This window comes from Vibrio sp. EJY3 (genome assembly GCF_000241385.1).
Classification (GTDB): domain Bacteria; phylum Pseudomonadota; class Gammaproteobacteria; order Enterobacterales; family Vibrionaceae; genus Vibrio; species Vibrio natriegens.
On record NC_016613.1, the window covers coordinates 2401305 to 2427244 of the forward strand.

General features: G+C 45.2%; 23 protein-coding genes and 1 riboswitch. Of the genes, 3 read left to right on the forward strand and 20 right to left on the reverse strand.

The annotated features are described in order from the left end of the window. Positions 1–21: 21 nt before the first annotated feature. The 6 genes from VEJY3_RS10835 to yfbV all read right to left on the reverse strand — a co-directional run bounded on the left by VEJY3_RS10835 (position 22) and on the right by yfbV (position 7300). Positions 22–1485: a diguanylate cyclase gene (locus VEJY3_RS10835; protein ID WP_014232513.1), complete on the reverse strand. Its 1464-nt coding sequence runs from the start codon at positions 1483–1485 to the stop codon at positions 22–24. Between the two features lie 77 nt (positions 1486–1562). Then, on the reverse strand, positions 1563–3389 hold the full coding sequence (gene malZ, locus VEJY3_RS10840) for a maltodextrin glucosidase (RefSeq protein ID WP_014232514.1): 1827 nt from the start codon (positions 3387–3389) through the stop codon (positions 1563–1565). A gap of 156 nt (positions 3390–3545) precedes the next feature. Next, positions 3546–4340 (reverse strand): ABC transporter ATP-binding protein, encoded by a 795-nt coding sequence (locus VEJY3_RS10845; RefSeq protein ID WP_014232515.1) that lies wholly within the window; start codon positions 4338–4340, stop codon positions 3546–3548. After that, positions 4337–5272, reverse strand: a complete 936-nt coding sequence (locus tag VEJY3_RS10850) for an ABC transporter permease (RefSeq protein WP_014232516.1) — start codon at positions 5270–5272, stop codon at positions 4337–4339. The genes VEJY3_RS10845 and VEJY3_RS10850 overlap by 4 nt, the downstream gene beginning before the upstream one ends. A gap of 232 nt (positions 5273–5504) precedes the next feature. Beyond that, on the reverse strand, positions 5505–6470 hold the full coding sequence (locus VEJY3_RS10855) for an ABC transporter substrate-binding protein (RefSeq protein ID WP_014232517.1): 966 nt from the start codon (positions 6468–6470) through the stop codon (positions 5505–5507). Between the two features lie 377 nt (positions 6471–6847). Beyond that, positions 6848–7300, reverse strand: coding sequence for a terminus macrodomain insulation protein YfbV (yfbV, locus tag VEJY3_RS10860; RefSeq protein ID WP_014232518.1), 453 nt, complete (start codon positions 7298–7300; stop codon positions 6848–6850). A gap of 345 nt (positions 7301–7645) precedes the next feature. Here yfbV and VEJY3_RS10865 point away from each other — a divergent pair, with 345 nt between their 5' ends. Both VEJY3_RS10865 and pta read left to right on the forward strand, forming a co-directional pair. Further along, positions 7646–8842 (forward strand): acetate kinase, encoded by a 1197-nt coding sequence (locus VEJY3_RS10865; protein ID WP_014232519.1) that lies wholly within the window; start codon positions 7646–7648, stop codon positions 8840–8842. Between the two features lie 137 nt (positions 8843–8979). Beyond that, positions 8980–11124, forward strand: a complete 2145-nt coding sequence (gene pta, locus VEJY3_RS10870) for a phosphate acetyltransferase (RefSeq protein WP_014232520.1) — start codon at positions 8980–8982, stop codon at positions 11122–11124. Positions 11125–11202: 78 nt separating this feature from the next. Here pta and VEJY3_RS10875 read toward each other — a convergent pair whose 3' ends face one another. From VEJY3_RS10875 to moaA, 12 genes are all read right to left on the reverse strand, one after another. Continuing rightward, positions 11203–12477: an MgtC/SapB family protein gene (locus tag VEJY3_RS10875; RefSeq protein ID WP_014232521.1), complete on the reverse strand. Its 1275-nt coding sequence runs from the start codon at positions 12475–12477 to the stop codon at positions 11203–11205. A gap of 163 nt (positions 12478–12640) precedes the next feature. Then, positions 12641–13591: a glutathione S-transferase family protein gene (locus VEJY3_RS10880; RefSeq protein ID WP_014232522.1), complete on the reverse strand. Its 951-nt coding sequence runs from the start codon at positions 13589–13591 to the stop codon at positions 12641–12643. A gap of 172 nt (positions 13592–13763) precedes the next feature. Further along, positions 13764–14756 (reverse strand): murein tripeptide/oligopeptide ABC transporter ATP binding protein OppF, encoded by a 993-nt coding sequence (gene oppF / locus VEJY3_RS10885; RefSeq protein ID WP_014232523.1) that lies wholly within the window; start codon positions 14754–14756, stop codon positions 13764–13766. Continuing rightward, the gene (locus VEJY3_RS10890; protein ID WP_014232524.1) at positions 14753–15724 is read right to left on the reverse strand and encodes an ABC transporter ATP-binding protein; all 972 of its coding nucleotides are present in this window, start codon (positions 15722–15724) and stop codon (positions 14753–14755) included. Before VEJY3_RS10890 ends, oppF begins: the two co-directional genes overlap by 4 nt. 25 nt (positions 15725–15749) lie before the next feature. Further along, positions 15750–16652, reverse strand: a complete 903-nt coding sequence (gene oppC, locus VEJY3_RS10895) for an oligopeptide ABC transporter permease OppC (RefSeq protein ID WP_014232525.1) — start codon at positions 16650–16652, stop codon at positions 15750–15752. 15 nt (positions 16653–16667) lie between these two features. Further along, positions 16668–17588 (reverse strand): oligopeptide ABC transporter permease OppB, encoded by a 921-nt coding sequence (gene oppB / locus VEJY3_RS10900; protein WP_014232526.1) that lies wholly within the window; start codon positions 17586–17588, stop codon positions 16668–16670. A gap of 129 nt (positions 17589–17717) precedes the next feature. Continuing rightward, complete coding sequence (locus tag VEJY3_RS10905) at positions 17718–19403, reverse strand: ABC transporter substrate-binding protein (RefSeq protein WP_014232527.1); 1686 nt, start codon at positions 19401–19403, stop codon at positions 17718–17720. Between the two features lie 561 nt (positions 19404–19964). Next, positions 19965–20420, reverse strand: coding sequence for a molybdopterin synthase catalytic subunit MoaE (moaE, locus tag VEJY3_RS10910; protein ID WP_014232528.1), 456 nt, complete (start codon positions 20418–20420; stop codon positions 19965–19967). Position 20421: 1 nt separating this feature from the next. Then, complete coding sequence (moaD, locus tag VEJY3_RS10915; protein WP_014232529.1) at positions 20422–20679, reverse strand: molybdopterin synthase sulfur carrier subunit; 258 nt, start codon at positions 20677–20679, stop codon at positions 20422–20424. Then, positions 20676–21155 carry a cyclic pyranopterin monophosphate synthase MoaC gene (gene moaC, locus VEJY3_RS10920; RefSeq protein ID WP_014232530.1) on the reverse strand — a complete coding sequence of 160 codons (480 nt, stop codon included), beginning with the start codon at positions 21153–21155 and terminating at the stop codon, positions 20676–20678. The genes moaD and moaC overlap by 4 nt, the downstream gene beginning before the upstream one ends. A 27-nt stretch (positions 21156–21182) precedes the next feature. Beyond that, positions 21183–21695, reverse strand: coding sequence for a molybdenum cofactor biosynthesis protein B (gene moaB / locus VEJY3_RS10925; RefSeq protein WP_014232531.1), 513 nt, complete (start codon positions 21693–21695; stop codon positions 21183–21185). 100 nt (positions 21696–21795) lie between these two features. After that, complete coding sequence (gene moaA, locus VEJY3_RS10930; protein WP_014232532.1) at positions 21796–22785, reverse strand: GTP 3',8-cyclase MoaA; 990 nt, start codon at positions 22783–22785, stop codon at positions 21796–21798. Then, a riboswitch (molybdenum cofactor riboswitch) is annotated at positions 22774–22911 on the reverse strand. Its footprint overlaps the gene before it by 12 nt. 180 nt (positions 22912–23091) lie before the next feature. On the opposite strand from moaA, the gene VEJY3_RS10935 reads away from it, so the two are divergent. Then, positions 23092–23988, forward strand: coding sequence for a YvcK family protein (locus tag VEJY3_RS10935; RefSeq protein WP_014232533.1), 897 nt, complete (start codon positions 23092–23094; stop codon positions 23986–23988). A 77-nt stretch (positions 23989–24065) separates the two neighbouring features. Here VEJY3_RS10935 and luxU read toward each other — a convergent pair whose 3' ends face one another. Together luxU and luxO are read right to left on the reverse strand one after the other, a co-directional pair. Continuing rightward, the gene (gene luxU, locus VEJY3_RS10940; RefSeq protein WP_014232534.1) at positions 24066–24410 is read right to left on the reverse strand and encodes a quorum-sensing phosphorelay protein LuxU; all 345 of its coding nucleotides are present in this window, start codon (positions 24408–24410) and stop codon (positions 24066–24068) included. After that, the gene (gene luxO / locus VEJY3_RS10945; RefSeq protein WP_049794667.1) at positions 24407–25768 is read right to left on the reverse strand and encodes a quorum-sensing sigma-54 dependent transcriptional regulator LuxO; all 1362 of its coding nucleotides are present in this window, start codon (positions 25766–25768) and stop codon (positions 24407–24409) included. Before luxO ends, luxU begins: the two co-directional genes overlap by 4 nt. Between the last annotated feature and the right edge of the window lie 172 nt (positions 25769–25940).

Genomic DNA, 25940 nt, shown 5'->3' on the forward strand with positions numbered 1-25940 from the left:
TCGCCCTTTTTTAAATCCATTTCAGCACGCATAACAAATTTGATTTTTTCCGCTATGCTTTGCCTGATACAACTTTTCATCCGCCGCTTTAAATAACTCATCAAAGCTTTTATCTCCGCCTTCTGAACAGAAAACAACGCCTCCTGATACGGTGAATCCACTGCTAGTGACACGTGTCGAGCGCTCTACGATGGTTTTTCTTACTCGTTCGAGTATCCTCATCATCGACTCACTGTCTTCGCCATATATCGCTAACACAAACTCTTCGCCTCCAAAACGAGAGGCCACATCGGTATGGCGTATATTCTCACGTATACACTTAGCGACAAGTTGAATGGCAATATCACCCACATCGTGACCGTAATTGTCATTAATTGCTTTGAAGTTATCGATATCAAAAACCGCTAATGCAACCTTCTGCTTGGTCATTTTATTGCGCCAAACCGCTTCCATCCCTCGACGGTTCAATAACCCGGTCATCGGGTCTTTTGCAGCAAGATCTTTAAAATAACGTCGTTCAGTGTGCATATTGACGTAAAAAATCACGATAGTGCACAGAACATAAATAAACAGCGCGACAATAATGCTGTACTTTTGGAACACGACTAAGTTTTTAATCTCGCTCCACAAATTGTACTCATAATAAAGGCTGTGGTTGGCGCTCAAACGCTCTAGATCAATGGTTTTAATTCGAACGGCATTGTTAGGAAGCGCTCCAATGTTCGAAACTAAATGCAACTTGCCCGCAAAACGCCCCGAGCTGTTAAGCAGTAAATCCAAATTAAAGTCGATAGACAACGCGCCTTGGTGAACACCGTTCTCATAGTAAGGCACTGCCAATGTAATGACTTTCCCTTGCATCGAATCTAGGATTGGCCCCGGCCCAGCTAAAGTAATATTAACCTTGTCCTGAGCGGTTTTTTGCCAGAATGGACGTGCCTTCAATGTTAATAAAAGCTCTTTTGTGACGTTCTTCGCGTAGGTGTCAGGCGACGAAATAATGTATCCGCGCTTATCAATGTAATGAATCCCAACGATGTGAGGCTCTATATCATGAAGAAAAGACAGCGATGGTGCGAAGCCCGCTTTTTGCTCTGCTAATTTGTTAATTTCAGAGCCTTTTTCGCATAAGTTCTTAATACCCACTAGCATGTACTCAAGCTCTGACGGCGGGTTACTTTCATCGACATCTTGTGCCCGCGACATTTGAATGGGCCAAATGTAGCAAAAGCCGTCTTTCACTAAGTAACTATGACCGCCAGATAATGGGTTCTCTTTATTGGTAAAGTTACTGAAACTGTAATCAAGTGCAGTGAGGACCTTCATACCGCGAACGATCGCACGCTCAATCCGCGCATATTCGCTATCTAAGTTGCGGTTAACCGCGTCGTAATAGTTTTTGGCACTGACAAGTAACACCACAACAAATAAAGTAAGCGGGAAAAAAATAACAAATGAGTTGCTAAAACGTCTTTTATTAAACATTCAGTACCATAAGTAAGAGCTTGGATGTTGAAATGAACGAACATATTCAACCATTTTAATAAAGGTGGACGACAGTGTCACTTTAGCCACCATATTTTACCGCTCTCCGCAGGAAGATTAATGCTAAGGCTTTTCTTATAATTAATGACTTCACGATCATCCAATATGTTGTGCAAGCTTTTCGCACTCAGACCTAACTGCCATAGTGGTAGTTCACTACTCACTGCTTTTTCACTGGTGTTGATTGCAACAATGACCGCTTCGCCTTTCAACTGTCTCGCATATACCAACGCGTCATTATGGCAATAAAGCCATTGAATACTGCCGGATTGTAGGCATTTGAACTTTTTACGAATCTCTATCCAGCGTCGATAAATACCCAACCATTCAGAGTTCGCCACTTCATGCCAAGGAAAACAACGTCGGTTATCAGGATCTAATCCACCTTCCAGCCCAACTTCGCTGCCGTAATAAAGGCAAGGTGTACCGACATAAGTCATTAACAAAGTTAGCGCGATGTGCATTTTGTCTTCGCTACGGCTTACAAGAGTGATGAATCGAGCCGTATCATGGCTATCAAGTTGATTGAGTTGGGATAGCTGGTTCGCAAATGGAATCTTCGTTCTTGCTTCATCTAACCACTCTTTGAACTCTAATGCATTGATCTGGATAGGATCGTACATGATATCTTGCTTGGCAATAAATGCTCTTACGGGATGAGCAAAGCCGTAATAATTCATTGCTCCATCTTCTTGATCACCCTGTAGCCACTGAGTTGCCTCAAAAAAATGTTCTCCAAGGACATAGGCATTCGGGTTCACCGACTTTGTCGCTTTACGGAACGCTTCGACGTAATGAGCGTTATTTTTTGCTCCTTCTCCCTCTCCGAGCATATGAATCACATCAAAGCGCCAGCCATCAACTGAGTAAGGGGCTTTTAGCCAGTGTTTGATCACCGCGTGTTTGCCTTGATAAATGTAATCCCGCACCTCTTTGTTCTCGAAGTTCAACACAGGTAAACTGCTGATACCTTTCCAGCCGATGTAATGATTGCTGTCATCGTCAAAGAAATAGTAATTGCGATACTTCGAGGCCGGATGGCCATACGCCCCATCACCTTCCATTTTCACATCAAACCAAGGATGGTGAACTGAAGTGTGATTAAATACTGCATCCAAAACAATTTTCATTTGCTTAGAACGTATCTTGTTGCACAACTGAGCAAACTGTTCATTGCTTCCAAACATTGGGTCTATGTTGAAATAGTCAGTGGTGTCGTATTTATGGTTACTCGGAGAGCGGAAGACCGGATTGAAATACAAAGCTGTCACGCCCAGATTTTCAAGATAATCCAGCTTCTGCTCAACGCCGTTCAGATCGCCACCAAAAAACTCTTTGGCTCCGGTATGCTGGTGCTCCCCAACCGCTTCACCCCATGACTTTACTATCGCTTCAGGATTGTATTCGCCATAGGCGTGTCGAATCGATTTTTCATCCTTACTTAGTGCAAAACGGTCTGGAAAAATTTGGTAGAAGATCTGCTGTTGCACCCATGTAGGTGGCTGGTTATTCACGTTCAATTTAAAGTGAAACTCTTTAGGTGGAATACGCGACTGTACGCCCCTTCCATCCAGCCAAAACTGCTGCTCGCCCAGAACGAGCTTAAATACGTAGTGAGTGACATCTCGGTCTTTATTAGGGGCAAAGGTTGCTTTCCAGAGTTTTAGTTCTCCTGAAGTTCCCGCCGGATGCATTTCAGTCAGATATTCTTCGTTATCAGGCTCGGAGCGAACATAGACACGATCAAAATCCAGACTCTCCGTCTTAAGCGTGACCGTTATGGCTTCTTCGTTGAAAGAAAGACCATCCAACGTCTGACTGTGGAAAATGAAAGGAAGGGTCATAGCAAATATTCCTGTAGCGGGCATATGCGATGACTTTACTATAGCAAGAATAAAAATCCTCCTTGTGAAACGGTCCGTTAGTCACGTTTCTCAAGGAGGATCACGTTCGGTAGGTATCATTAACCATAACCGAAGTCAGGTAACATACCGTGCTGACTAATTGAGTAACAAACTATCGTCGGACAGTTCTTCACCACGTACTTTCGAGAACATTTCCAGCAAATCTGGTACCTGCATATTTGATCTTTGTTCCCCTGCTACATCCAGCACAATTTCCCCCTGATGAAGCATCACGGTTCTGTCACCACAAGCCAATGCATCTTTCATTGAGTGGGTAACCATCATCACGGTTAAATTAAACTCGTTCACGATACGTTTGGTCAGATCAATAACAAAAGCAGCCATACGCGGGTCAAGCGCCGCCGTGTGTTCATCGAGTAGCAGCAGCTTACTTTCCGACAAGGTTGCCATTACCAAACTCACCGCTTGGCGTTGACCACCGGACAACAAGCCAATGCTATCCCCTAGCCTATCTTCTAACCCCAAACCAAGAATACTGATTCGGTCTTGGAACAACTTTCGGCGCTGGGATGAGAGTGCCAGTCCCCAACCACGCTTTTTGCCACGCATGAAAGCCAGTGCCATGTTTTCTTCAATGGTTAATTCGCCACAAGTACCAGCCAATGGGTCCTGAAAGACCCGCGCACATTGAGTCGCACGCTGAGCCACGGTTTGTCGGGTCACGTCTTTACCATCGATAATCACTTGCCCGCCAATCATCGGGGTTTCACCAGTCGTAGCACCAAGTAACGTCGATTTACCAGCACCATTAGAACCAATGACGGTAAGAAACTGATGTTCAGGCACCTCTAGAGACACCCCTTTTAACGCTCGGTTCTCCAGAATAGTTCCAGGGTTGAACGTCACTTGGATATTATTGAGTTCAATCATAATGTCTCCCCTGAACCTTTTTTAGATGCAGCCTGTTTAGCATCTGAAACTCGTTGTTTCGCCTTCATGCGCTGTTTAAGTTTTGGTGCTATCAATGCGACCGCAACCAGCACAGCAGTAACAAGGTTTAGATCGGATGCCTGCAAGCCAAACATTCCAGAGCTCAAAGCAAACGCGACGGCAAGACGGTAAAGGACAGAACCAACGATTACGGCTAACACTGCCACCCAAATCTTGCGCCCAGGGATCAAGGTCTGACCTAAAATCACCGCAGCTAGGCCGACAACAATGGTACCGACCCCAGATGTTACGTCGGCGAAGCTGTTAGTCTGTGCAAACAGTGCGCCGGCAAAGCCAACGAAACCATTGGATAGTGCCAAGCCAAAGAAGGTGTAAAAACCTGTGCTGGCACCTTGAGCAGAAACCATTCGGGCGTTGACGCCAGTTGCTCTTAGACCAAGGCCAAAGTCACTGTTGAGCAAACGAGCCACAAAAAAGGCTGATAATAAAACTAGCACCCCAACCACAAGTGGACGCACGAACATTGAGTCGCCCATCGCTTCAAACGGTGTCAGGATCGTATCCTCGCCGAGTAGCGCCATATTGGGCTTACCCATAATACGAATATTGATGGAAAAGGCAGCGATCATGGTAAGAATTGAGGCTAACAGGTGCAAAATACCGCAGCGGACAGCCAAAAACGCGGTAACCCAGCCCGTCATAGCACCGGCTATAATCGCCATTCCTGTGGCGACCCAAGGATTAATACCAGCAACGATGGCAGTCGCGGCAACTGCAGCTCCCATAGGGAAACTGCCATCAACACTTAGATCGGGAAAATCGAGTACACGAAACGTGAGGTATACGCCCAAAGCGACCAGCCCATAAATCAAGCCAATCTCAAGAGCGCCAAAAAATGCAAATGCAGACATAAAACGGCTCCTTTCTGCATGTTCAGATCAATATCGGGATCTGAAAGTAAGACTTCTCACTTTAGTCAGGACGAACTTTTCAACTCAAACTCAAGTTTGTTCGAGCAAGGTATAGCTTCGCTCATAGGTTTAAACATTCTTGGGAGAAGCAATAAGCCAATGACATGACTTATTACTTTCGCCAATGCAGTTAACTTGCTCGAATGAGTCGAATACGCCCCAAAAAAGCGACTTATTGCATGCTTGTTGCACGTTCTACGACTGAACTCGGTATTTGAATACCTAGCTTAGAAGCAGCATCTTGATTGATCACCAAGTCAGAACCTGTTGCGACTTTTACGTCTAGCTTACCCGGCTCCTGACCATCAAGAATCGCCGCGACATAATCCGCGGTTTGAACACCTACTTGGTAGTAGTCAAAGCCAAGGCCAGCGATCGCGCCTTTTTCAACATAAGATGTGGCACCACCAAATACTGGCGTCTTAGACTGATTCGCAGCAACGATCATACCTTCGATTGCACTTGCCACTGTGTTGTCTGTCGGTGCATAAATAATGTCAGATTTTGCAGAAATAGCCTGAGTCGCAGATTGTACGTCGGCACTTTTCAGAGCCGTTGCTTCTACAACTTCAATCCCTTTCGCTGCTGCGCTCACTTTTAGAAGTTCGACCAAGGTTACAGCATTAGCTTCACCTGGATTGAAGACAACACCGATACTTTTCACTTGAGGCAGGATCTCTTGGATAAGCTCAACATGCTGGGCAACTGGCGACAAGTCAGAAAGTCCAGTCACATTCTGACCAGGCTGTTCCATGGTTTTAACCAGTTTTGCACCCACTGGGTCCGTTACTGCAGTAAAAACAACCGGGATTGAGCGCGTTGCGGAGACGAGAGCTTGTGCAGATGGCGTCGCGATACCGACTAAAACATCTGGGCTTTCACCAACAAACTGGCGCGCTATCTGAACCGCGATAGCAGGGTTACCTTGTGCCGTTTTGTAGTCAAACTCTAGGTTTTTACCTTGTTCATACCCTTTCGCCTTCAAGCCGTCTAAGAGTCCCTGACGGGCAGCATCTAATGCTGGATGTTCCACAATTTGTGAAACCGCAACAGTCGCTGTATTAGCAATAGCACCAGCAGAAGAAAGAACGGCAGTCGCAGATAAAATTGCGGTGGCAAGTAAACGTTTCGTTATCATCATAACTCCTTGATGTGTCTTCGTCCTTGTTCTGCGAACATTCACCTTTTGGTGTACGCTCGCAAGCCCCAAAATGGGAAGGCGTTTTTTGTTGTGTTTGTAATAAATTTAGCTGTGCACTTCTTGTGCATCTTATTTTTATTATTACTACTAAGTCTCAGTAAAGAAAAGAAACATTTAACAGTAAAACAACAATTGTGATCGCGGAGTAGTAATCGAGTCGTGCAAAATCAACGGGAAAGAGGGAAATCTTTGTCAGGGTGAACGAAAAGCGACAAAAAGAAGTGGATCGATAGGATTATTGAACAGGACGAAGCACAAAAAATGGAGTGGCTTTTACGCACTCCATTTTTCTAAATTTCACGATGTTGGCTTGTTTAGAACCAACGCTCTAACGAGGATTTATCTAACTGCCTAAAAGCACGATTTAAGATTAACGCCAGTTCTTTGTAACGAGGCTTTGTCTTGACTGGTTCTAACGCGAAACCACTCTCAACTATTTTGTGGTGCAGCTCTCTATACCAGGTAGCCAGAGAAGGAGGCAATTTAGTATTTGAACGGGCACCTAACCACCAAATCCCCTGCAACGGCAAACTAATAGCGAACAAGGCAACAATGATCGACTGAGGCAGCGCACTATAGTTGTTAAACGCCATTTGAGTGAGGACGCTTATCGCAGCAACCGCTGGCATGACTTTAATGCCAAATCGCGTCGCTTTAATGATTCGCTGCTCTGGAAATACGGCATTCAGCTCTTTACGAACCGGCCAGATCTCCATGTAGTTTTGGCCATCTTTCAGGCTATGGATCAATCCGACTTTATTACTCATACCACTCTCTCACTAAAAAATAGTTGAACGTTTCAACTGAAGGTGCAAAAAATTGATGAAAATTAATATTATTTCAAATTTTTTTTGTTATCATTGCCCATTATCGCTATCCTTTGCAGGCCCTCAACCTCATTGTTGCCGTTATTTACAATTTAAGCAACTCTGAGGTCACTATCTGCAAGGAACGCGTCATCGTGATGAGTGGGCTCATCACTATATCTTTATATGGAATTAGAACAATTTTTGACCAAGATTAGTACGCACCCTTGCTGGTATCGACTATTCTTGTGATTAATTTTTCATTCTTTAACTGATTTTGATCAGACGAATAACAGGTAGTCATACATGTCTAAGCTAGTTTTAGTTTTAAACTGCGGTAGTTCTTCTCTTAAATTTGCCGTAGTTGATGCCGAGAACGGCGACGAGCACTTATCAGGTCTTGCTGAGTGTCTTCACCTTCCTGAAGCTCGTATCAAGTGGAAACTTGATGGCAAGCACGAAGCTCAACTAGGTAACGGTGCAGCTCACGAAGAAGCACTAGCGTTCATGGTAGAAACTATTCTTGCTTCTAAGCCAGAGCTTTCTGAAAACCTAGCAGCTATCGGTCACCGTGTAGTACACGGCGGCGAGAAGTTCACTCAGTCTGCTCTTATCACTGATGACGTACTGAAAGGTATCGAAGACTGTGCAACACTAGCACCACTTCATAACCCAGCACACATCATCGGTATCAAAGCAGCTCAAAAATCTTTCCCAGCACTGAAAAACGTTGCTGTGTTCGACACTGCATTCCACCAAACAATGCCAGAAGAGTCTTACCTATACGCTCTTCCATACAACCTGTACAAAGAGCACGGCATCCGTCGCTACGGTATGCACGGTACTTCACACCTATTCATCACTCGTGAAGTTGCAGGTCTACTGAACAAGCCAGTTGAAGAAGTAAACATCATCAACTGTCACCTAGGTAACGGCGCGTCTGTATGTGCAGTTAAAAACGGTAAATCAGTAGATACTTCTATGGGTCTGACTCCTCTAGAAGGTCTGGTAATGGGTACTCGTTGTGGTGACATCGATCCTGCGATCATCTTCCACCTACACGACGCACTAGGCTACTCTGTTGAGAAAATCAACACGATGCTAACTAAAGAGTCTGGCCTACTAGGTCTGACTGAAGTGACTTCTGACTGTCGTTTCGTTGAAGACAACTACGGTGAGAAAGAAGAAGCAACGCGTGCAATGGACGTGTTCTGTCACCGTCTAGCTAAATACGTAGCGGGTTACACTGCATCAATGGACGGCCGTCTAGATGCGATCACTTTCACTGGCGGTATCGGCGAGAACTCTGGCCCTATCCGTGAAATGGTTCTAAACCGTCTAGGTATCTTCGGTATCGAAGTAGACAGTGAAGCAAACCTTAAAGCACGTTTCGGCGGCGAAGGCACTATCACTACTGCGAACAGCCGTATCCCAGCAATGGTAATCTCTACTAACGAAGAGCTTGTGATTGCTGAAGACACTGCACGCCTAGCAGGTCTTTAATGCATAAACTGGCTAGCCAATTGGCTAGCCAGTTTTTCTTCCAAAGAGCTTTCTTTAGGGGCTCAGCTCCTATTCTTTGAAGATCATGGAATAAGAATTGAGCTTTTATCTCTCCCAATAGCAAAGGTACTCTACGAATGTCTCGTACTATTATGCTTATCCCTGCAAGTGCTGGTGTTGGTTTAACTAGCGTAAGCATGGGTGTTCTTCGCGCTATGGAGCGCAAAGGCGTTAAAGTTTCTTTCTACAAACCTATTTGTCAGCCACGCAGTGGCGGCGATCAACCGGATCTAACTTCAACTATCGTTGGCCACAACAGCGATATGAAGATCGGCGAACCTATGGCGATGTCTGTTGCTGAAAGCCTGATCGGTAACGACAACATGGATGAGCTGCTAGAAACCATCGTTGAGCGTTACAACCAAATCAATAAAGATGCAGATGTAACTCTAATTGAAGGTCTGGTACCAACTCGTAAGCACCCATTCGCTAACCAAGTGAACGCGGAAATCGCAGCAACACTTGGTGCTGAAATTGTTCTAGTGGCAACGCCTGGCACAGATAACCCAGCTCAGCTTAAAGAGCGCATCGAAGTAGCATGTTCTAACTTCGGCGGTACTAAGAACAAAAACATCTCTGGTGTTATCATCAACAAGCTAAACGCACCTGTTGATGAAGCTGGCCGTACTCGCCCTGACCTGTCTGAGATCTTTGATGATGCAGACAGCGCGAAGCAAAACGAAATGAAAGTGATGGAGATCTTCAACACTTCTCCAATTCGTGTACTAGGTTGCGTGCCATGGAGCATCGACCTGATTGCGACTCGTGCTATCGACATGGCGAAACACCTGAATGCTGATATCATCAACAAAGGTGACATCAACACTCGTCGTATCAAGAGCATCACGTTCTGCGCGCGTTCTCTGCCAAACATGATTGAGCACTTCAAACCAGGTTCTCTACTTGTTACTTCTGCAGACCGTCCAGACGTAATCGTTGCTGCTTCTCTAGCGGCGATGAACGGTGTTGACATCGGTGCTGTACTGCTAACCGGCGGTTACGACATCCCACGCGAAATTGAAGGTCTATGTAAGCCAGCATTCGAAACAGGCCTACCTATCTTCAAAGCTCAAGGCAACACTTGGCAGACTTCTCTAAATCTACAGAGCTTCAGCATTGAAGTACCTGCAGACGACAAAGAGCGTATCGAATTCATTAACGAGCACGTTGCTGGTCACATCGACGGTAACTGGATCGAGTCAATGACTGAAGGTACTCAGAAGTCTCGTCGTCTAAGCCCGCCAGCATTCCGTTACCAGCTAACTGAACTTGCTCGTAGAGCTGGCAAGCGCATCGTTCTTCCAGAAGGTGATGAGCCACGTACCGTGAAAGCTGCTGCTATCTGTGCTGAGCGCGGCATTGCAGAATGTGTGCTTCTGGGTAACCCAGCAGAAATCCGTCGCGTAGCTGCACAACAAGGTGTTGAGCTAGGCGCTGGCGTTCAAATCATCGACGCTGATGCTATCCGTGAAAACTACGTTGCTCGCCTGGTTGAGCTACGTGGTGCGAAAGGTATGACTGAAGTTGTAGCTCGTGAGAAACTACAAGACTCAGTATTCCTGGGCACAATGATGCTTGAGAACAACGAAGTTGATGGCCTGGTTTCTGGCGCTGTTCACACTACGGCGAACACTATCGTTCCTCCGTTCCAAATCATCAAGACTGCACCTAATGCGTCTATCGTTTCTTCAGTATTCTTCATGCTTCTGCCTGATCAAGTACTGGTTTACGGTGACTGTGCAATCAACCCAGATCCAACGGCTGAACAGCTTGCTGAAATCGCTATCCAATCAGCGGATTCTGCTGCTGCATTCGGTATCGACCCACGCGTTGCAATGATCTCTTACTCTACTGGTGAATCTGGTAAGGGTGCAGACGTTGATAAAGTACGTGAAGCGACGAAACTAGCTCAAGAGAAACGTCCTGATCTTATCATCGACGGTCCTCTACAGTACGACGCGGCTATCATGGAAAACGTTGCGGCTTCTAAAGCGCCAAACTCTCCAGTAGCAGGTAAAGCGACAGTATTCGTATTCCCAGACCTAAACACGGGTAACACGACTTACAAAGCAGTACAACGTTCAGCAGATCTAGTATCTATCGGTCCAATGCTGCAAGGTATGCGCAAGCCTGTAAACGACCTGTCTCGTGGCGCGCTAGTAGACGACATCGTGTACACAATCGCTCTAACAGCAATCCAAGCAACTCAAGAACAGAAGTAATTCTTTTCTCTGCTTGATTGAATATTCAAAGCCCTCGATTCGTCGAGGGCTTTTTTGTTGCGATTTTTACTGAGCTGGTTACGAAATAGCTAAGAACATCACCCCACCGACAATCACACACCCAATCATCACTGGCGCGACTCGGTGCCATAACCTCCTCTCGCCTAAAGCCACCACCATTCCCATTTTCACTATGGTATTTACCGAAGCCGCAATGAGGATACCCAGCGCCGCGGTGGTTACACTCAAGTGCAGGACACTTTGCCGACCAAGAGCCAATGAAATTGCATCCACATCAGTGATACCTGACACTGCTGAGAGCATCAAAACCCCCGCATCGCCAAACCAATCTGATAGTGCATGTGAGAGCAACATGATCACCGCCAGTACAACACCAAAAAAGAGAGCGGACTGCAAAGCAAGAGGATTAGTTTGCTTGTTTGATTGCTCCACCTTTTCCATTTCACACCGTCTCCATATCCACCAAGCCGGTAAGTAAAGTGCAACCATCATCGCTAGTACGATTGGCCAAAGCATTTTCACTAATGGAGGGTTAATGACAGAGAGTATGAACAAGAGCCGTGGGAACATGGTTCCACAACTTATTAAGATGCCACTTGCCAGCAGTGGGCTAATTGCAGGCTGTTCACGAGACAGATGGGAAAACTGTAGGGTCAATGCCGTTGAAGAACTGAGGCCAGCAAAAACGGACGTAAATAAAATCCCCCGCTTCGCGCCGCCAATTTTAATCGCAAAGTAGCCAACAAAAGAAATACTGGCGATCAACACGACCATCCACCATATCTCGTAAGGGTTTAAAGCTTTCCATGGCCCATAAGTTTTATCAGGTAAGAGTGGAAGTAAAACAATAGAAATGAGAAGTAAGCGCAGAGCTGCATCTAATTCGTACTCTTGTAACTTTTGCAACGCCTCGTGGAGCTCTCTCTTATTATCCAGAACCAGAGCGGTTATCACGGCCGCGGATGCAGCAAGTACCGCTTCGCCAGCCACCGCTAAACTGCCTAAAACGAACGTCACCAGCAGACTTACTAAGCCAGTGATACTGACATCACCGCTGTTCTTTTGCTTAACAAAAAACGCGATGCAAGCCAAAATCACCAACGCGATCAGAGCAAAGCCAAGCAGTAACGGGGAATAGTGGGAAGCGAGAATTGCAACCAGACCACCAAGCAAGCCGACCAAAGAATAAGTACGAATACCTGCGACCCGGCTGCCTTCAACACTATTGCGCTTCACCCATCCGCGCTGAATGCCAATTATCGACCCTAACAGAAGAGCAATCAGCAAATTCCAGATTTGATGCTCGCCAGATGCAAACTCGTTGATATCCATACCTCACCTCGCTAAAAGATCGGTTCTATATCATTAGTTTATGTCATGTACTGGAATAATCTGTGATGCTTGGGGAAATAACCGATAAAACAGCGTATAAATGCATATCGCTTTAGTAAGGAGATAACAAAGCGCCATAGAAAATGACGCTTTAGCAGAAGAACTAATTTGAAAGTGGTTCACGACCGTGAGGCGACTCTAAATCTAAGTCCGGGCCTTTTGGTACAACCTGTGTTGGGTTGATTCCTGTATGACTGAAATAGTAATGACGTTTAATGTGGTAGAAATCCGTCGTCTCTGCCACACCATCGACTTGATAGAGTTCTTTTAAGTAGCCCTGAATATTGGTGTAATCCGCAATGCGCTTTTTATTACATTTAAAGTGGCCAACATACACAGCATCAAAACGTACTAATGTAGTAAACAGACGCCAGTCAGCCTCGGTGATCTGATTGCCTGTTAAATAACGATGTGTCGCCAGATGCGTATCAATTTTATCTAACGCAGAAAACAGTGAATCAAAAGCTTCTTCATACGCTTCCTGAGTTGTCGCAAAACCACAACGATAAACCCCATTATTCACATTCGGATAGATAAAATCATTCCACTCATCAATAGAGGCTTGCAAATATTCAGGGTAGTAATCATCTTCGTTACCCGTTAACCCATTAAATGCTGAGTTGAACATACGGATAATCTCAGAAGATTCATTGGATACGATCGTATTGGTTTTTTTATCCCATAAGACAGGAACGGTCACACGCCCACTATAGTCTGGCTTAGCTTGGGTATAAATTTGATGCATACGCGTATGGCCAAACAATGGCTCAGGTAAGCCCATCTGCCAGCCTTGGCTAAGCATGTCAGGACAAACAACCGTGACATCAATATGCTGTTCTAGCCCTTTGAGTTTTCGGAAAATAAGAGTTCGGTGCGCCCAGGGGCAAGCAAGAGAAACATACAAATGGTAACGACCAGATTCTGGCTGGAATTCTGCATCCGGCTCATTCTTGATCCAATTACGAAAACCTGCGTCTTCGCGGACAAATTTACCGCCGCTTGATTTCGTATCGTACCAGACGTCGTGCCAAACACCTTCGACCAATTTACCCATCTTAGTTCTCCTCTCGTTCTATTTTCCTCTATATTAGCGATTCGTGACGAACAGAAAACAACCGGGCTTCGGACATGACGTTCAAGAAATTTGAATAAGTGCTCGGTTAGGCATAAAAAAAGCGCGCCCCTAATTAAAGAGCCGCGCTTAAGCCCGTCACAGGCTGAATGACTTACACTTGAACGTGTAAACAAGATACCGCATGAACATCGTTACCTTGAATCGTCGGTTTTGTCTTCGCACATTCTTCCGTGGCCTGTGGGCAACGAGTACGGAAGACACAACCCGATGGTGGGTTGATTGGCGAAGGAAGATCACCTTCCAGCATTTGGATTTTCTTTTGACGTTCGATATTCGGATCTGGAATTGGTACAGCCGACATCAATGCACGCGTGTATGGGTGTTTAGGATCAGCAAATAGTGCGTCAGCTTCACCAAGCTCTACGGCGTTACCCAAATACATAACCAGAACACGGTCAGAGATATGTTTTACCACAGACAGATCGTGTGCAATGAATACCAAAGATAGACCAAGCTCTTTCTGAAGCTCTTTAAGCAAGTTCACAACCTGAGCCTGAATCGATACATCCAGTGCTGATACAGGTTCGTCACAGATGATCATTTTTGGCTTAAGGATAAGTGCACGTGCGATACCAATACGCTGACACTGGCCACCAGAGAACTCGTGTGGATAGCGGTTGATCACGTTTGGTAGCAGACCTACTTTCGCCATCATCTCTTTAACACGATCTTTGATCTCTTGCTTTGAAAGCTCTGGATAAAAGGTTTCTAGCGGCTCAGCAATGATGTCACCAACCGTCATACGCGGGTTCAGAGAAGCCAAAGGATCCTGGAAAATCATTTGGATTTCTTTACGCGTTTCACGACGCTGAACATCTTTCATCTTAGTCAGGTCTTGACCTAACCACACCACTTCGCCGTCAGTCGCTTCTACCAAGCCGATGATAGCGCGCGCAAACGTCGACTTACCACAACCTGATTCACCTACAACGCCCAGAGTTTCGCCTTCGTACAGACGGACATTAACACCATCGACTGCTTTTAGGTTTGAAGGCTTAGACCAAGGCCATGCTGATTTTGCTGCAATGCTAAAGTGAACTTTAAGCTCTTTAACATCGAGTAGTAATGATTTATCTACACTCATTTTTTCCAAGCCTCCCACTGCGAAAAACATGCGCGCTGACGACCATCACCAAACGGTGTCAGAATTGGCGCTTCTTGCTTACAACGGTCCATTACACGGTGGCAACGTTCCTGATAAGGACAGCCAGGTGGTAGGCGAAGTAAGTTTGGTGGGTTGCCCGGAATAGTTGGCAGGATCTCACCTTCAGTATCTAAACGAGGAATCGCCTTCAGCAGGCCTTCTGCGTATGGGTGGCTCGGGTTATAGAAGATTTCATCAACCGTTCCGTATTCCATTGTACGGCCAGCGTACATTACCAATACTTTGTCACAAGAACCCGCAACAACACCCAGGTCGTGCGTGATCATGATGATTGCGGTATTAAACTCGTCTTTCAGTTCGTTAAGCAGATCCATGATCTGCGCCTGAACGGTTACGTCTAGTGCCGTTGTCGGTTCATCAGCAATCAACAGTTTAGGACGACATAACAGCGCCATTGCGATCATTACACGCTGACGCATACCGCCTGAAAACTCGTGCGGATACATGGTAATACGCTTGCGGGCTTCTGGAATTTTCACCGCTTCAAGCATACGTACCGATTCTTCAAATGCTTCCGCTTTACCCATGCCTTTGTGAAGCATCAATACTTCCATCAGCTGATCACTAACCTTCATATAAGGGTTTAGTGACGTCATTGGGTCTTGGAAGATCATCGCGATCTGCTCTGCTCGAACTTTGTTAAGTTCTTTTTCAGGCAGGTTCAGGATCTCTTTACCTTCAAACTTTGCGCTACCAGAAATGATACCGTTTTTAGCCAGTAGACCCATGATTGCGAATACTGTTTGAGATTTACCTGAACCTGACTCACCTACGATACCTAAGGTTTCACCCTGGTTAAGAGAAAAGTTCAAATCGTTTACTGCGGTTACGATACCATCTTGAGTGGTAAACTCGACGCGCAGATCTTTGACATCTAATAAGCTCATCGTTGCTTCCTTAATCTATCTGTAATTATCTGTCTTTAGGATCCAGCGCATCGCGCAGACCGTCACCAACGTAGTTGAAGCAGAACAGAGTCACAACCATGAACGCGGCTGGGAATGCCAGCTGCCAGATTGCTACTTCCATTGTCTGTGCACCTTCTTGTAGAAGTGCGCCCCAACTTGTCATTGGTTCCTGAACACCAAGACCAAGGAACGATAGGAATGATTCAGTCAGAATCATGCTAGGGATAAGCAGCGTTGAGTAAACTGCTACGATACCAAGTACGTTCGGTACGATATGGCGAGTAATGATCTTCCAGTTACTTACACCACAAACGTGTGCCGCTTCGATGAACTCTTTACTACGTAGGCTAAGCGTTTGACCACGTACGATACGTGCCATATCCAGCCATGCGATTGCACCGATCGCTACGAAGATAAGAATAATGTTACGGCCGAAGAAGGTTACTAGTACGATAACTAGGAACATAAACGGTACCGCGTATAGGATCTCAAGGATACGCATCATGATACGGTCAACTTTACCGCCAATGAAGCCAGATGCTGCGCCGTAAAGCGTACCAATCAAAACTGCTACGAATGCACCCATCACCCCTACCATTAGGGAGATTCGGCCACCAATCAGTGTACGAACGTACAAGTCGCGACCTAAGCTGTCAGTACCAAACCAGTGGTCAGCGTTAGGTGCAACGTGCATTGCGTACCAATCTGTATCATCAAATGCATAAGGTGCGATCATTGGCAGAACAATCACCGCCAACGTCATTAGAGCCAGGATAAATAAACTCACCATTGCTGCTTTGTTACGCATAAAGCGAATTCGAGCATCCTGCCAAAGACTGCGACCTTCAATCTCTAAACTCTCAGAGAATTTTTCAATCGCTTCTAGGTTTTCTTTTTTCGTTAACATAACCAAACTTCCCTGTTAGTAGCGAATTTTCGGGTCAATCATTGCTAGTAGGATATCGACAATCGCGTTGAATAAGATAAATAGGAAACCAATCAGAATGGTTACACCCATTACTAGCGAGTAGTCACGGTTAAATGCAGCGTTAACGAAAAGCTTACCAATGCCTGGTAGACCAAAGATGGTTTCGATAACAACAGAACCGGTAATGATACCTACGAAAGCAGGACCCATGTAAGAAACGACAGGGAGTAGTGCTGGCTTAAGTGCGTGCTTAAGGATGATGTAACGGTAACTTAGACCTTTCGCGCGTGCGGTACGAATAAAGTTACTGTTTAATGTTTCAATCATCGAGCCACGAGTAATACGTGCGAATGTTGCAACGTAAAGCAATGACATACCAATCACTGGAAGTACGAGGTACTTCAATCCACCATCTTGCCAGCCACCAGCTGGGAAAAGATGCCAGTGAAGAGAGAATAGGTAGATCAGTGCTGGAGCCAATACGAATGATGGCATGACAACGCCTATCATCGCCGTTGACATAATCGTGTAATCGACCCAGGTATTCTGTTTTAAAGCGGCTATTGTGCCAACCGTCACCCCCATTATCAGGGTGAAAATGAAGGCAATGAAACCGACTTTTGCAGATACAGGTAACGCAACAGAAATCAATTCATTAACTGAGTAATCCAGGTACTTAAATGACGGTCCGAAGTCACCTTGGATAACGTTAAACAAGTAAGTCGTGTATTGCTCGAATACAGGCTTATCTAGGCCATATTTAGCTTCGATGTTAGCCATAACTTCTGGTGGTAATGGACGTTCTGTCGAGAATGGATTTCCCGGAGCAAAACGCATGAGAAAGAAAGATACGGTGATCAAAACCAACATTGTTGGGATCGCCTCAAATATCCTTTTTGCGATGAATTTAAGCATAAACTCACTCTTTCAGTCTGTGACAGTGTAAATGAAAACCAAATGTCCAAATTTTGGACACAACATAGGCGCTGCATGCGATCTCTCACATGCAGTGCCTAATTTTTTATAATTCTATCTGATTAAGATTTACTCAGTAATGTATAGGTCTTTTGAGTAGATCTTTTCTTCTGCGTTGTTAGCTGGGAAGCCACCAACTTTAGGAGACAGTAGACGTGATTTCACGTACTGGTAGATAGGTGCAATTGGCATATCCTTCGCCATCAACTTCTCAGCTTCCAAGTATAGTGCTTGACGCTGTTCATCTGATGTAGAAGCAAATGCTTTGTTCATGATCTCGTCGTACTCTTTGCTATCGTAGTGAATACCACCAGTGGTGTTGTTACTCATCATTAGCGTCAGGAATGATGAGGCTTCGTTGTAGTCACCACACCAACCTGCACGAGCCACTTCGAAGTCACCCGCATCTTTAGAAGATAGGTAAGTTTTCCACTCTTGGTTTTCTAGAGTGACGTCAAGACCCAGAGTCTTCTTCCACATTGAACCTAGAGCAACCGCAATTTTCTTGTGGTTCTCTGAAGTATTGTAAAGAAGGTTAAATTTCAGTGGGTTATCTTTGCCGTAACCAGCTTCTTCTAGAAGACGTGCAGCTTCTGCATCACGTTCTGCCTGAGTCATCTTGCCGTAAGCTGGAATTTCAGGGTTGAAGCCTGCTGTGATTTCAGGCGTTAGGAAGTAAGCAGGCTTTTGACCTTGAGCTAGGATCGCATCCGTTACGATGTTACGGTCAATTGCGTACGAGATCGCTTTACGAACACGAACATCATCAAACGGTTCTTTCTTAGTGTTGAAGATGTAGTAGTAGGTACATAGGTTACCCGTTACAGAAACTTCTTCTGGATGTTCTTTTTGCAGACGCTTGAAGTGCTCAGTTGGCAGTTCATTGGTAAAGTCGATTTCACCTGCTAGGAAACGGTTCATTTCCGCTACCTGGTTTTCGATAGGTAGGAAAGTAACTTTATCCAAAGTAGTGTGTTCGTTGTCCCAGTATTGCTCGTTACGCTTCAATACTAAGCGCTCGTTTACAACCCAGTTATCAACAACATATGCGCCGTTACCTACAAAGTTCTCTGGTTTGGTCCACTGATCACCGAATTTTTCAACAGTAGCTTGGTGAACTGGCTTAACCGTTGTATGGCCCATCATCATTACGAAGTACGGTACTGCAGTATCAAGCTCAACAACCAACGTCTGGTCGTCAACCGCTTTCACACCTAGCTCGCTTTTATCTTTTTTACCAGCAACGATGTCTTTCGCATTCTTCATCTTGGTGTATTCCATGTACCAAGCGTATGGAGAAGCGGTTGCAGGATCGACTGCACGCTGGAAGCTGTAGACGAAATCACCGGCCGTAACAGGATCGCCGTTAGACCATTTTGCGTCTTTGCGTAGGTGGAAAGTGAATGTTTTGTTGTCTGCAGTTTCCCAAGATTCAGCAACACCAGGGATGGTATTACCATCTGCGTCTTGGTTTACAAGGCCTTCAAGTAGGTCGCGAATCACGTGAGATTCAGGAACACCTTGTGATTTGTGTGGGTCGATTGTCGCTACTTCTGTACCGTTACCACGCACTAATTCTTGAACCGCAGCAAGTTTTGGCTCCGAAGAATCAGATTTCGCTTCAGAGGCAGGGGCTGGTGCAGGAGCAGGCTGAGCTGCTTGCTTCTCTTCTGGCTTATCACCACCACAACCAGCAAGAGCTAGAGAAAGACCAGCGCCAATGAATAAAGCGCGCGTGATTTTATTCTTATACATGCGTAAAACTCCAAATTTTTTTGTTAGCATCCATGACCTCTTTGTAGGTTCACAAAAACGGGCTGTGATTTAGATCTTTTTAGCGCCAAAACTAAGCACCAAGAACCTAAAACCATACAAAGACTGCGGCACACATTAGCAATCATTGAAGTTATTTGCCATAAAAATGTAGCAAAAAGACCGATAATCCTGTATCTGTCGCACAAATCCAGCAAAAAAAGCTAATTAAAAACATTTTGCTAGTCCAATGGCTAGCTCAATCTCTCCTCAACAGATTAAAGTTTCGATTAATCTAAATTTAAACCAATTAGCAGCATCATATACTAAGCATATGCACAAACTTAACACTTCTGACACAAAGAACTTAGCAAACGTTTGCTTATGTATTGTTTAGAGCGATCCAATATTGTGCAAATTTATGGAGTAATACAGACGAATAGCTTGCGTTTTATGTGGGCAATAAATGTACAATCTTTATATCTAAAAAGGTAAATATAAAAAAAACTAAGCACCTGTAATGCTTAGCTTTTCACTTTGATTGTGCGAGAAATACTTTCTACTCTACTTTTGCCAACGCTGTGCAGCTTTGTGATCAGTGTCTCTTGATTCAATCCAGCGATTTTCAGTCGTTGTGCGTTCTTTTTTCCAAAATGGTGCTTTCGTTTTTAGATAATCCATAATGAATTCGCACGCTTCAAATGCCGCACCTCGATGAGCGCTAGAAACACCAACAAAAACAATTTGATCACCTATATCCAAATCACCAATACGGTGGATAACACGCACACCAAGTAATGGCCAACGATCTTCAGCTTGCTTACAAATGTCGATAAGGCTCTTTTCCGTCATACCAGGATAATGTTCTAGATGCAGACCAACAATGTTATCGCCTAAGTTCATATCGCGCACTTTACCGATAAATGTCACGACGGCACCAGAAGACGTTCCTTCGGACAAACCTTGGTATTCTTGATCGACAGAAAAATCTTCAGCCTGTATAGAAACACGAGGATCCATCTTAACCTCCAGTCACTGGCGGGAAGAATGCCACTTCGTCTCCCGCTTTCACTTCAGTATCTAACGGCACAATAGACTGGTTAACTGCTGCAAGTAGCTTTCCGGGCTCGAGAGCCAAGTCCCACTTGCCGTCTTTTTCCATGCCCTTTTCGACCAAATGAGCACGAACTGCTTCAACCGTTTCAAACTGCCCTTCTAAATCAACACTGTCGATTCCCACCAACTCACGTGTCTGAGCGAAGAAAAGTACTTTAATCATGATTCTGCCTTGAAGTGTCCTGACTTTCCGCCCGTCTTCTCAAGAAGACGAACCTGACCAATGACCATATCTTTTTGCACCGCTTTACACATGTCATAAATAGTCAGCGCTGCAACAGAAGCCGCCGTTAACGCTTCCATCTCTACGCCTGTTTTACCTGCAAGTTTACAAACAGACTCGATACGAACCTTGCTCTCCGATTCAATCGCTTCTAACTGAACTTCAACTTTAGACAGTAAAAGCGGATGACAAAGCGGAATCAGATCCCAGGTTTTTTTCGCGGCTTGAATACCTGCTATACGTGCGGTAGCAAACACATCGCCTTTATGATGTTGGCCAGAGACAATCAACTCGAGAGTTTCTGGTGCCATGTGCACAAATGCTTCTGCTCTTGCTTCACGGACCGTTTCCGTTTTCGCTGAAACATCTACCATGTTAGCTTCGCCGGATGCATTAATGTGTGTAAATTGGGTCATTGCTTTTGCTTCACTTAGTAGAAAAGGTTATACAGATAGGTGTGGCATAAAGTTACAAGGGCGGTGACTTGCGTCCATCTGCTGCTTGATTATTTTCGTCCAGCCAGTGCGGCATGCACCTGTAGACCCTGGCATAGCAAAGATGACGGTATGGTTAGCAAAACCAGCAATTGCACGTGACTGGATAGTCGATGTGCCAATCTCTTCATAAGAAACCATACGGAATAACTCGCCAAAGCCTTCCACTTCTTTATCAAAAAGCGGCTTAAGTGCTTCTGGAGTGCTGTCACGAGAAGTAAAACCTGTACCACCGGTGATCATGACCGCTTGTACGTTTTCGTCGGCAATCCACTGAGAAACAATTGCTCGAATCTTATACATATCATCAATGACGATTTGCTTATCAACGACATTGTGGCCAGCTTCCTGGGCGTGTTCTACAAGGTAGCGACCTGATGTGTCATTTTCTTCAGTACGAGTGTCAGATACCGTTAGAACGGCAATATTTGCAGGTTGAAATTTGCTTTCAGCGTGACCCATTAGTTCACCTATTCTCTAAAGTTAGCTTGGATTCGTTATATCGATTCAGGAAATATCATCGAGAAAGCCCGCGAGCTTCCTCTATAAAAGTTGTGTGATGTTAGCCGCCAATGGACGCGAGATGAGGCGTCATCCCAGTGTTGCCATCATGCAAGAAGTGACTGACAGACTTAGTCTGCAGCTGAGCTTGAATACGCTCAATTAACTCATTCTCTTGTTCATCACCTTGCAGAAGGTCACGTAAGTCAATGCCATGCTCGCCAAACAAACACAGATGCAGCTTACCCATGGCAGAAACACGAAGCCGGTTACAGCTCTCACAAAAGTCCTTCTCATAAGGCATAATTAGCCCAATTTCACCCTTGTAATCCGGGTGAACAAATACCTGAGCAGGACCATCATTGTGAGAACGGACTTTCAGTAACCATCCATTAGCAATGAGCTGATTACGGATCGCGACACCAGAAACGTGGTGCTTATTAAACAAGTCATCCATTTCCCCCGTCTGCATCAGTTCAATAAAACGCAATTGAATTGGTCTATCTTTGATCCAGTTGAGGAAGGCAGGTAGCTCGTGATGGTTGAGATCTTTCATCAACACCACGTTCACCTTCACTTGTTCATAGCCGACTTCAAACGCACGCTCGATACCATTCATCACTTCGGTGAACTTATTTTCACCCGTGATTTGATGGAACATGCGTGGGTCCAGACTATCCACACTCACATTGATGTGCGTGAGGCCAGCTTCGCGCCAGTCTGCAACCTGTTTGGCCATGCGATAGCCATTTGTCGTTGTCGCGACTTTCTCAATACCAGGTGTCGTTGCGACAGCATGGATGATGTCAGTAAAGTCTTTACGTAAACTTGGCTCACCGCCAGTAATGCGGACTTTTGAAGTACCACAATCTGCAAACGCGGTGACTACCCGCTTAATTTCAGGTAGCGATAAAAAAGACGAGTTTTTTTTGCCCGAAGGTTTATAACCATCAGGCAGGCAATAGGTACATTTGAAATTACAAACGTCAGTTACAGACAGACGTAAGTAATAGAATTTACGATGAAATTTGTCTTCGAATTGTTGCGCCACGGAACACCTTTCCAAACACGGGAGGCGTGGTCATTTCCAACCAAGCCCTTGTGGCAGTATGCCACTGGCTCAGAACACCTATCCTTAATCGAACTTAGTGTTGTGAGCTCGGAGTTATGGCAACCAGAGAAAGTAAAACTCTGATAGCTTTGCTGTGTAAAATACTGAATATTTATAAGGGAATCCAGACTTGAGCACTAAAAAATATCTCAAGTCACACAATTTACCGCTAAGTGAGTACCGTTAGTGCACTCATTACGTTAAATTGTAGCCGTTTTTACGAATTTTATTAGAAGAATGTAACGTATGAGTATCTATACGGATAACAAAGTAGTCGCAGTTGGCGGTGGCCATGGTTTAGGTAGAATGTTAGCAGCACTGAGCGATTTTCGTGGCAACGCGACGGGCATCGTCGCTACCACGGATAATGGCGGCTCCACTGGCCGAATTCGTCATTGTCAGGGTGGTATCGCTTGGGGTGATATGCGCAACTGCATCAACCAGCTGATCACGGAACCATCTATCAGTTCAATGATGTTCGAGTATCGCTTCAAGGGCAGTGGCGAACTTGATGGTCACAATTTGGGAAATTTAATGCTCACTGCTCTGGACAACCTTTCGGTCCGTCCATTGGATGCCATAAATCTTATTCGCAATATGCTTAAAGTCGATGTGAATATTCTGCCTATGTCAGAGCACCCATCCGATCTGTCTGCCCTATCTGTCGACGGCAAATGGGTCACCGGAGAAACCAATGTCGACCACATGGAGGCTGACCTTCGCCGTTTAGACCTATCTCCTGAAGTACCCGCAACAAAAGAAGCAGTGGCAGCATTATCAGAGGCTAATGCCATTGTTCTGGGGCCGGGAAGCTTTCTGACCAGCATCATGCCACCGCTGTTATTGCCAGAGCTAGGTAAAGCGATCGCCAACAATAAAAACGCCAAAGTCATTTTTGTCGCGAACTTGAGTCCGGAATATGGTCCTGCCGGCCGTATGAGCATGGAGCAAAAATTAGAATGGTGTGAACGCGCATTGCAAGGCAGAAAAATCGATGTCGTTCTTGCTGAAAAAGCAGAACAAGAAGTGCTCGATAGATGGAATGTGGTCACCGAGTCACTGGCTTCAAGCAATCGCGACTGGCGTCATGACCGTAATAAACTCAAGAAAGCCATCGAAGATCAACTTGTTAGCCAGAGTTAATCTTATCCAGAAACAGTAAAGCCCTTCACTGAATGTGAGGGGCTTTACTTTTAAACTTTGCTGTCACTTCTTGTCGGTTATCGGCTCCAGGAGCGGTAAACCTCTTGTGTATCGCGCAGAACGTCGATCATGGTCGTGGCTTCTTCTCCTTCTACCGCCAACTCTCCCGCTTTCGCTTTCTTATCAATAGAGATTGCTAAGTCACACAAACGATCAGCACCAAAACTGGCAGCACTGCTTTTTAACGCATGGCTGATTTCTTTCAAATATACCAGTTGATCGGCGTCATCGAACTGAGACAAGTTTCTAATGTAAGTGTCTATTTCACCTAAAAAAATATCAAGCAACACTGGTACATTGTCGCTGCCAATCTCCATGGACAGATCGTCTATTTTCTTTTGGTTAAGTATATTCATGCTCATACCTTTTGCCGCTCATCCTTGCTGTTCCATGCTTGTAGCTTACGGTAAATCGTCGATGGGCTGACATCTAGATACCCTGCCGCTCGAGGAATATTACCGTCGCACGCTTCAATTGCGCGTTCAATCGCCGTTTTTTCCGTAATCCACAGTGGCACAATGTCCGAGGCTGTCATCACTTGAGACTCAACTGTGGCGCTTGATGTCTTACGCTCCAAAGGTTGATTCAATGGAGGCGGAAGCATATCCAAAGTAATTTCTTTACCGTGATTTAACACCACGATATTGCGAAGCACGTTTTGTAACTGACGTACGTTACCGGGCCATTCATAGTTATTAAATCGATCTATCACTTCTTGCGAAAAGCGTACAAAGCCTTTCCCCTCTTCATGAGACATATAACCCAATAAAGAATAAGCAATTTCGACAACGTCTTCGCCACGCTCACGCAAAGGTGGTAGATGCAATGGTATTACGTATAAGCGGTAATATAAGTCTTCACGAAAGCGCCCTTCCTGAACCTCTTTCCAAGGGTCACGGTTGGTGGCGCACACAAAACGCACATCCACGCTTTTCATTTTTGAGGAGCCAACTTTCTGGAAGGTACCCGTTTGGATAAATCGCAACAACTTGGTCTGTAAGTCCAAATCCATTTCACACAATTCATCGAGAAAAAGCGTGCCGCCATCCGCTAATTCTGCCGCACCTTGACGATCATTCGCCGCACCAGTAAACGCGCCTTTTACGTGACCAAACAACTCACTTTCAATCAGATCTTTCGGGATCGCTGCACAGTTAATCGCAATAAATGGTTTATCACCTCGTTTACTTGCGGCATGGATAGCTTCGGCACACACCTCTTTACCCGTACCACTTTCGCCAGTAATGAAAATACTCGCCTTACTGCTCGCGGCTGAGTCAATGGTGCGGTAAACCTGCTGCATGGTTTGGCTACTACCGATGAAACCCTGATAATTCTGGTTTCCGGGATTATCCGCTTCGTTTTTTAACTTGGTCGCTTTTCGTATTGCGTTGTTCACCGTGACACGTAATCGGTCGGCTTCACACGGTTTAATCAAAAAGTCTTGAGAGCCATGACGCATCGCTTCTACCGCAGTGTCGATAGAGCCGTGTGCAGTCATAAAGATGATAGGAACGTCTGGGTGACTTTGTTTCACTGCATGCAGAACGTCCATACCCGTCATGTCAGGCAGACGAAGATCAAGCAGAATAAGATCGGGGATACGATGTTTCAGGCTTTCGATCGCATCACGCCCGGTACCGACAATATTGATGTCAATACCTAGTGGCGTCAAGTAAGAGCGATACAACGCCGCAACCGACGCAGTATCCTCGACCATTAACAGATAACGAGCCTTTGGATCTTTAGTAGTTTGTTGTTGCATAACCTAGCTAGCTTTTTTGTAATCTTTTAAACAATAATCGCATTACGCTTTGCATTATGCAAATAACAATACATAAATCAGGGGCAATTTAGATCAATAAAAACAGAGATCAATAAGTTAAGAAGTT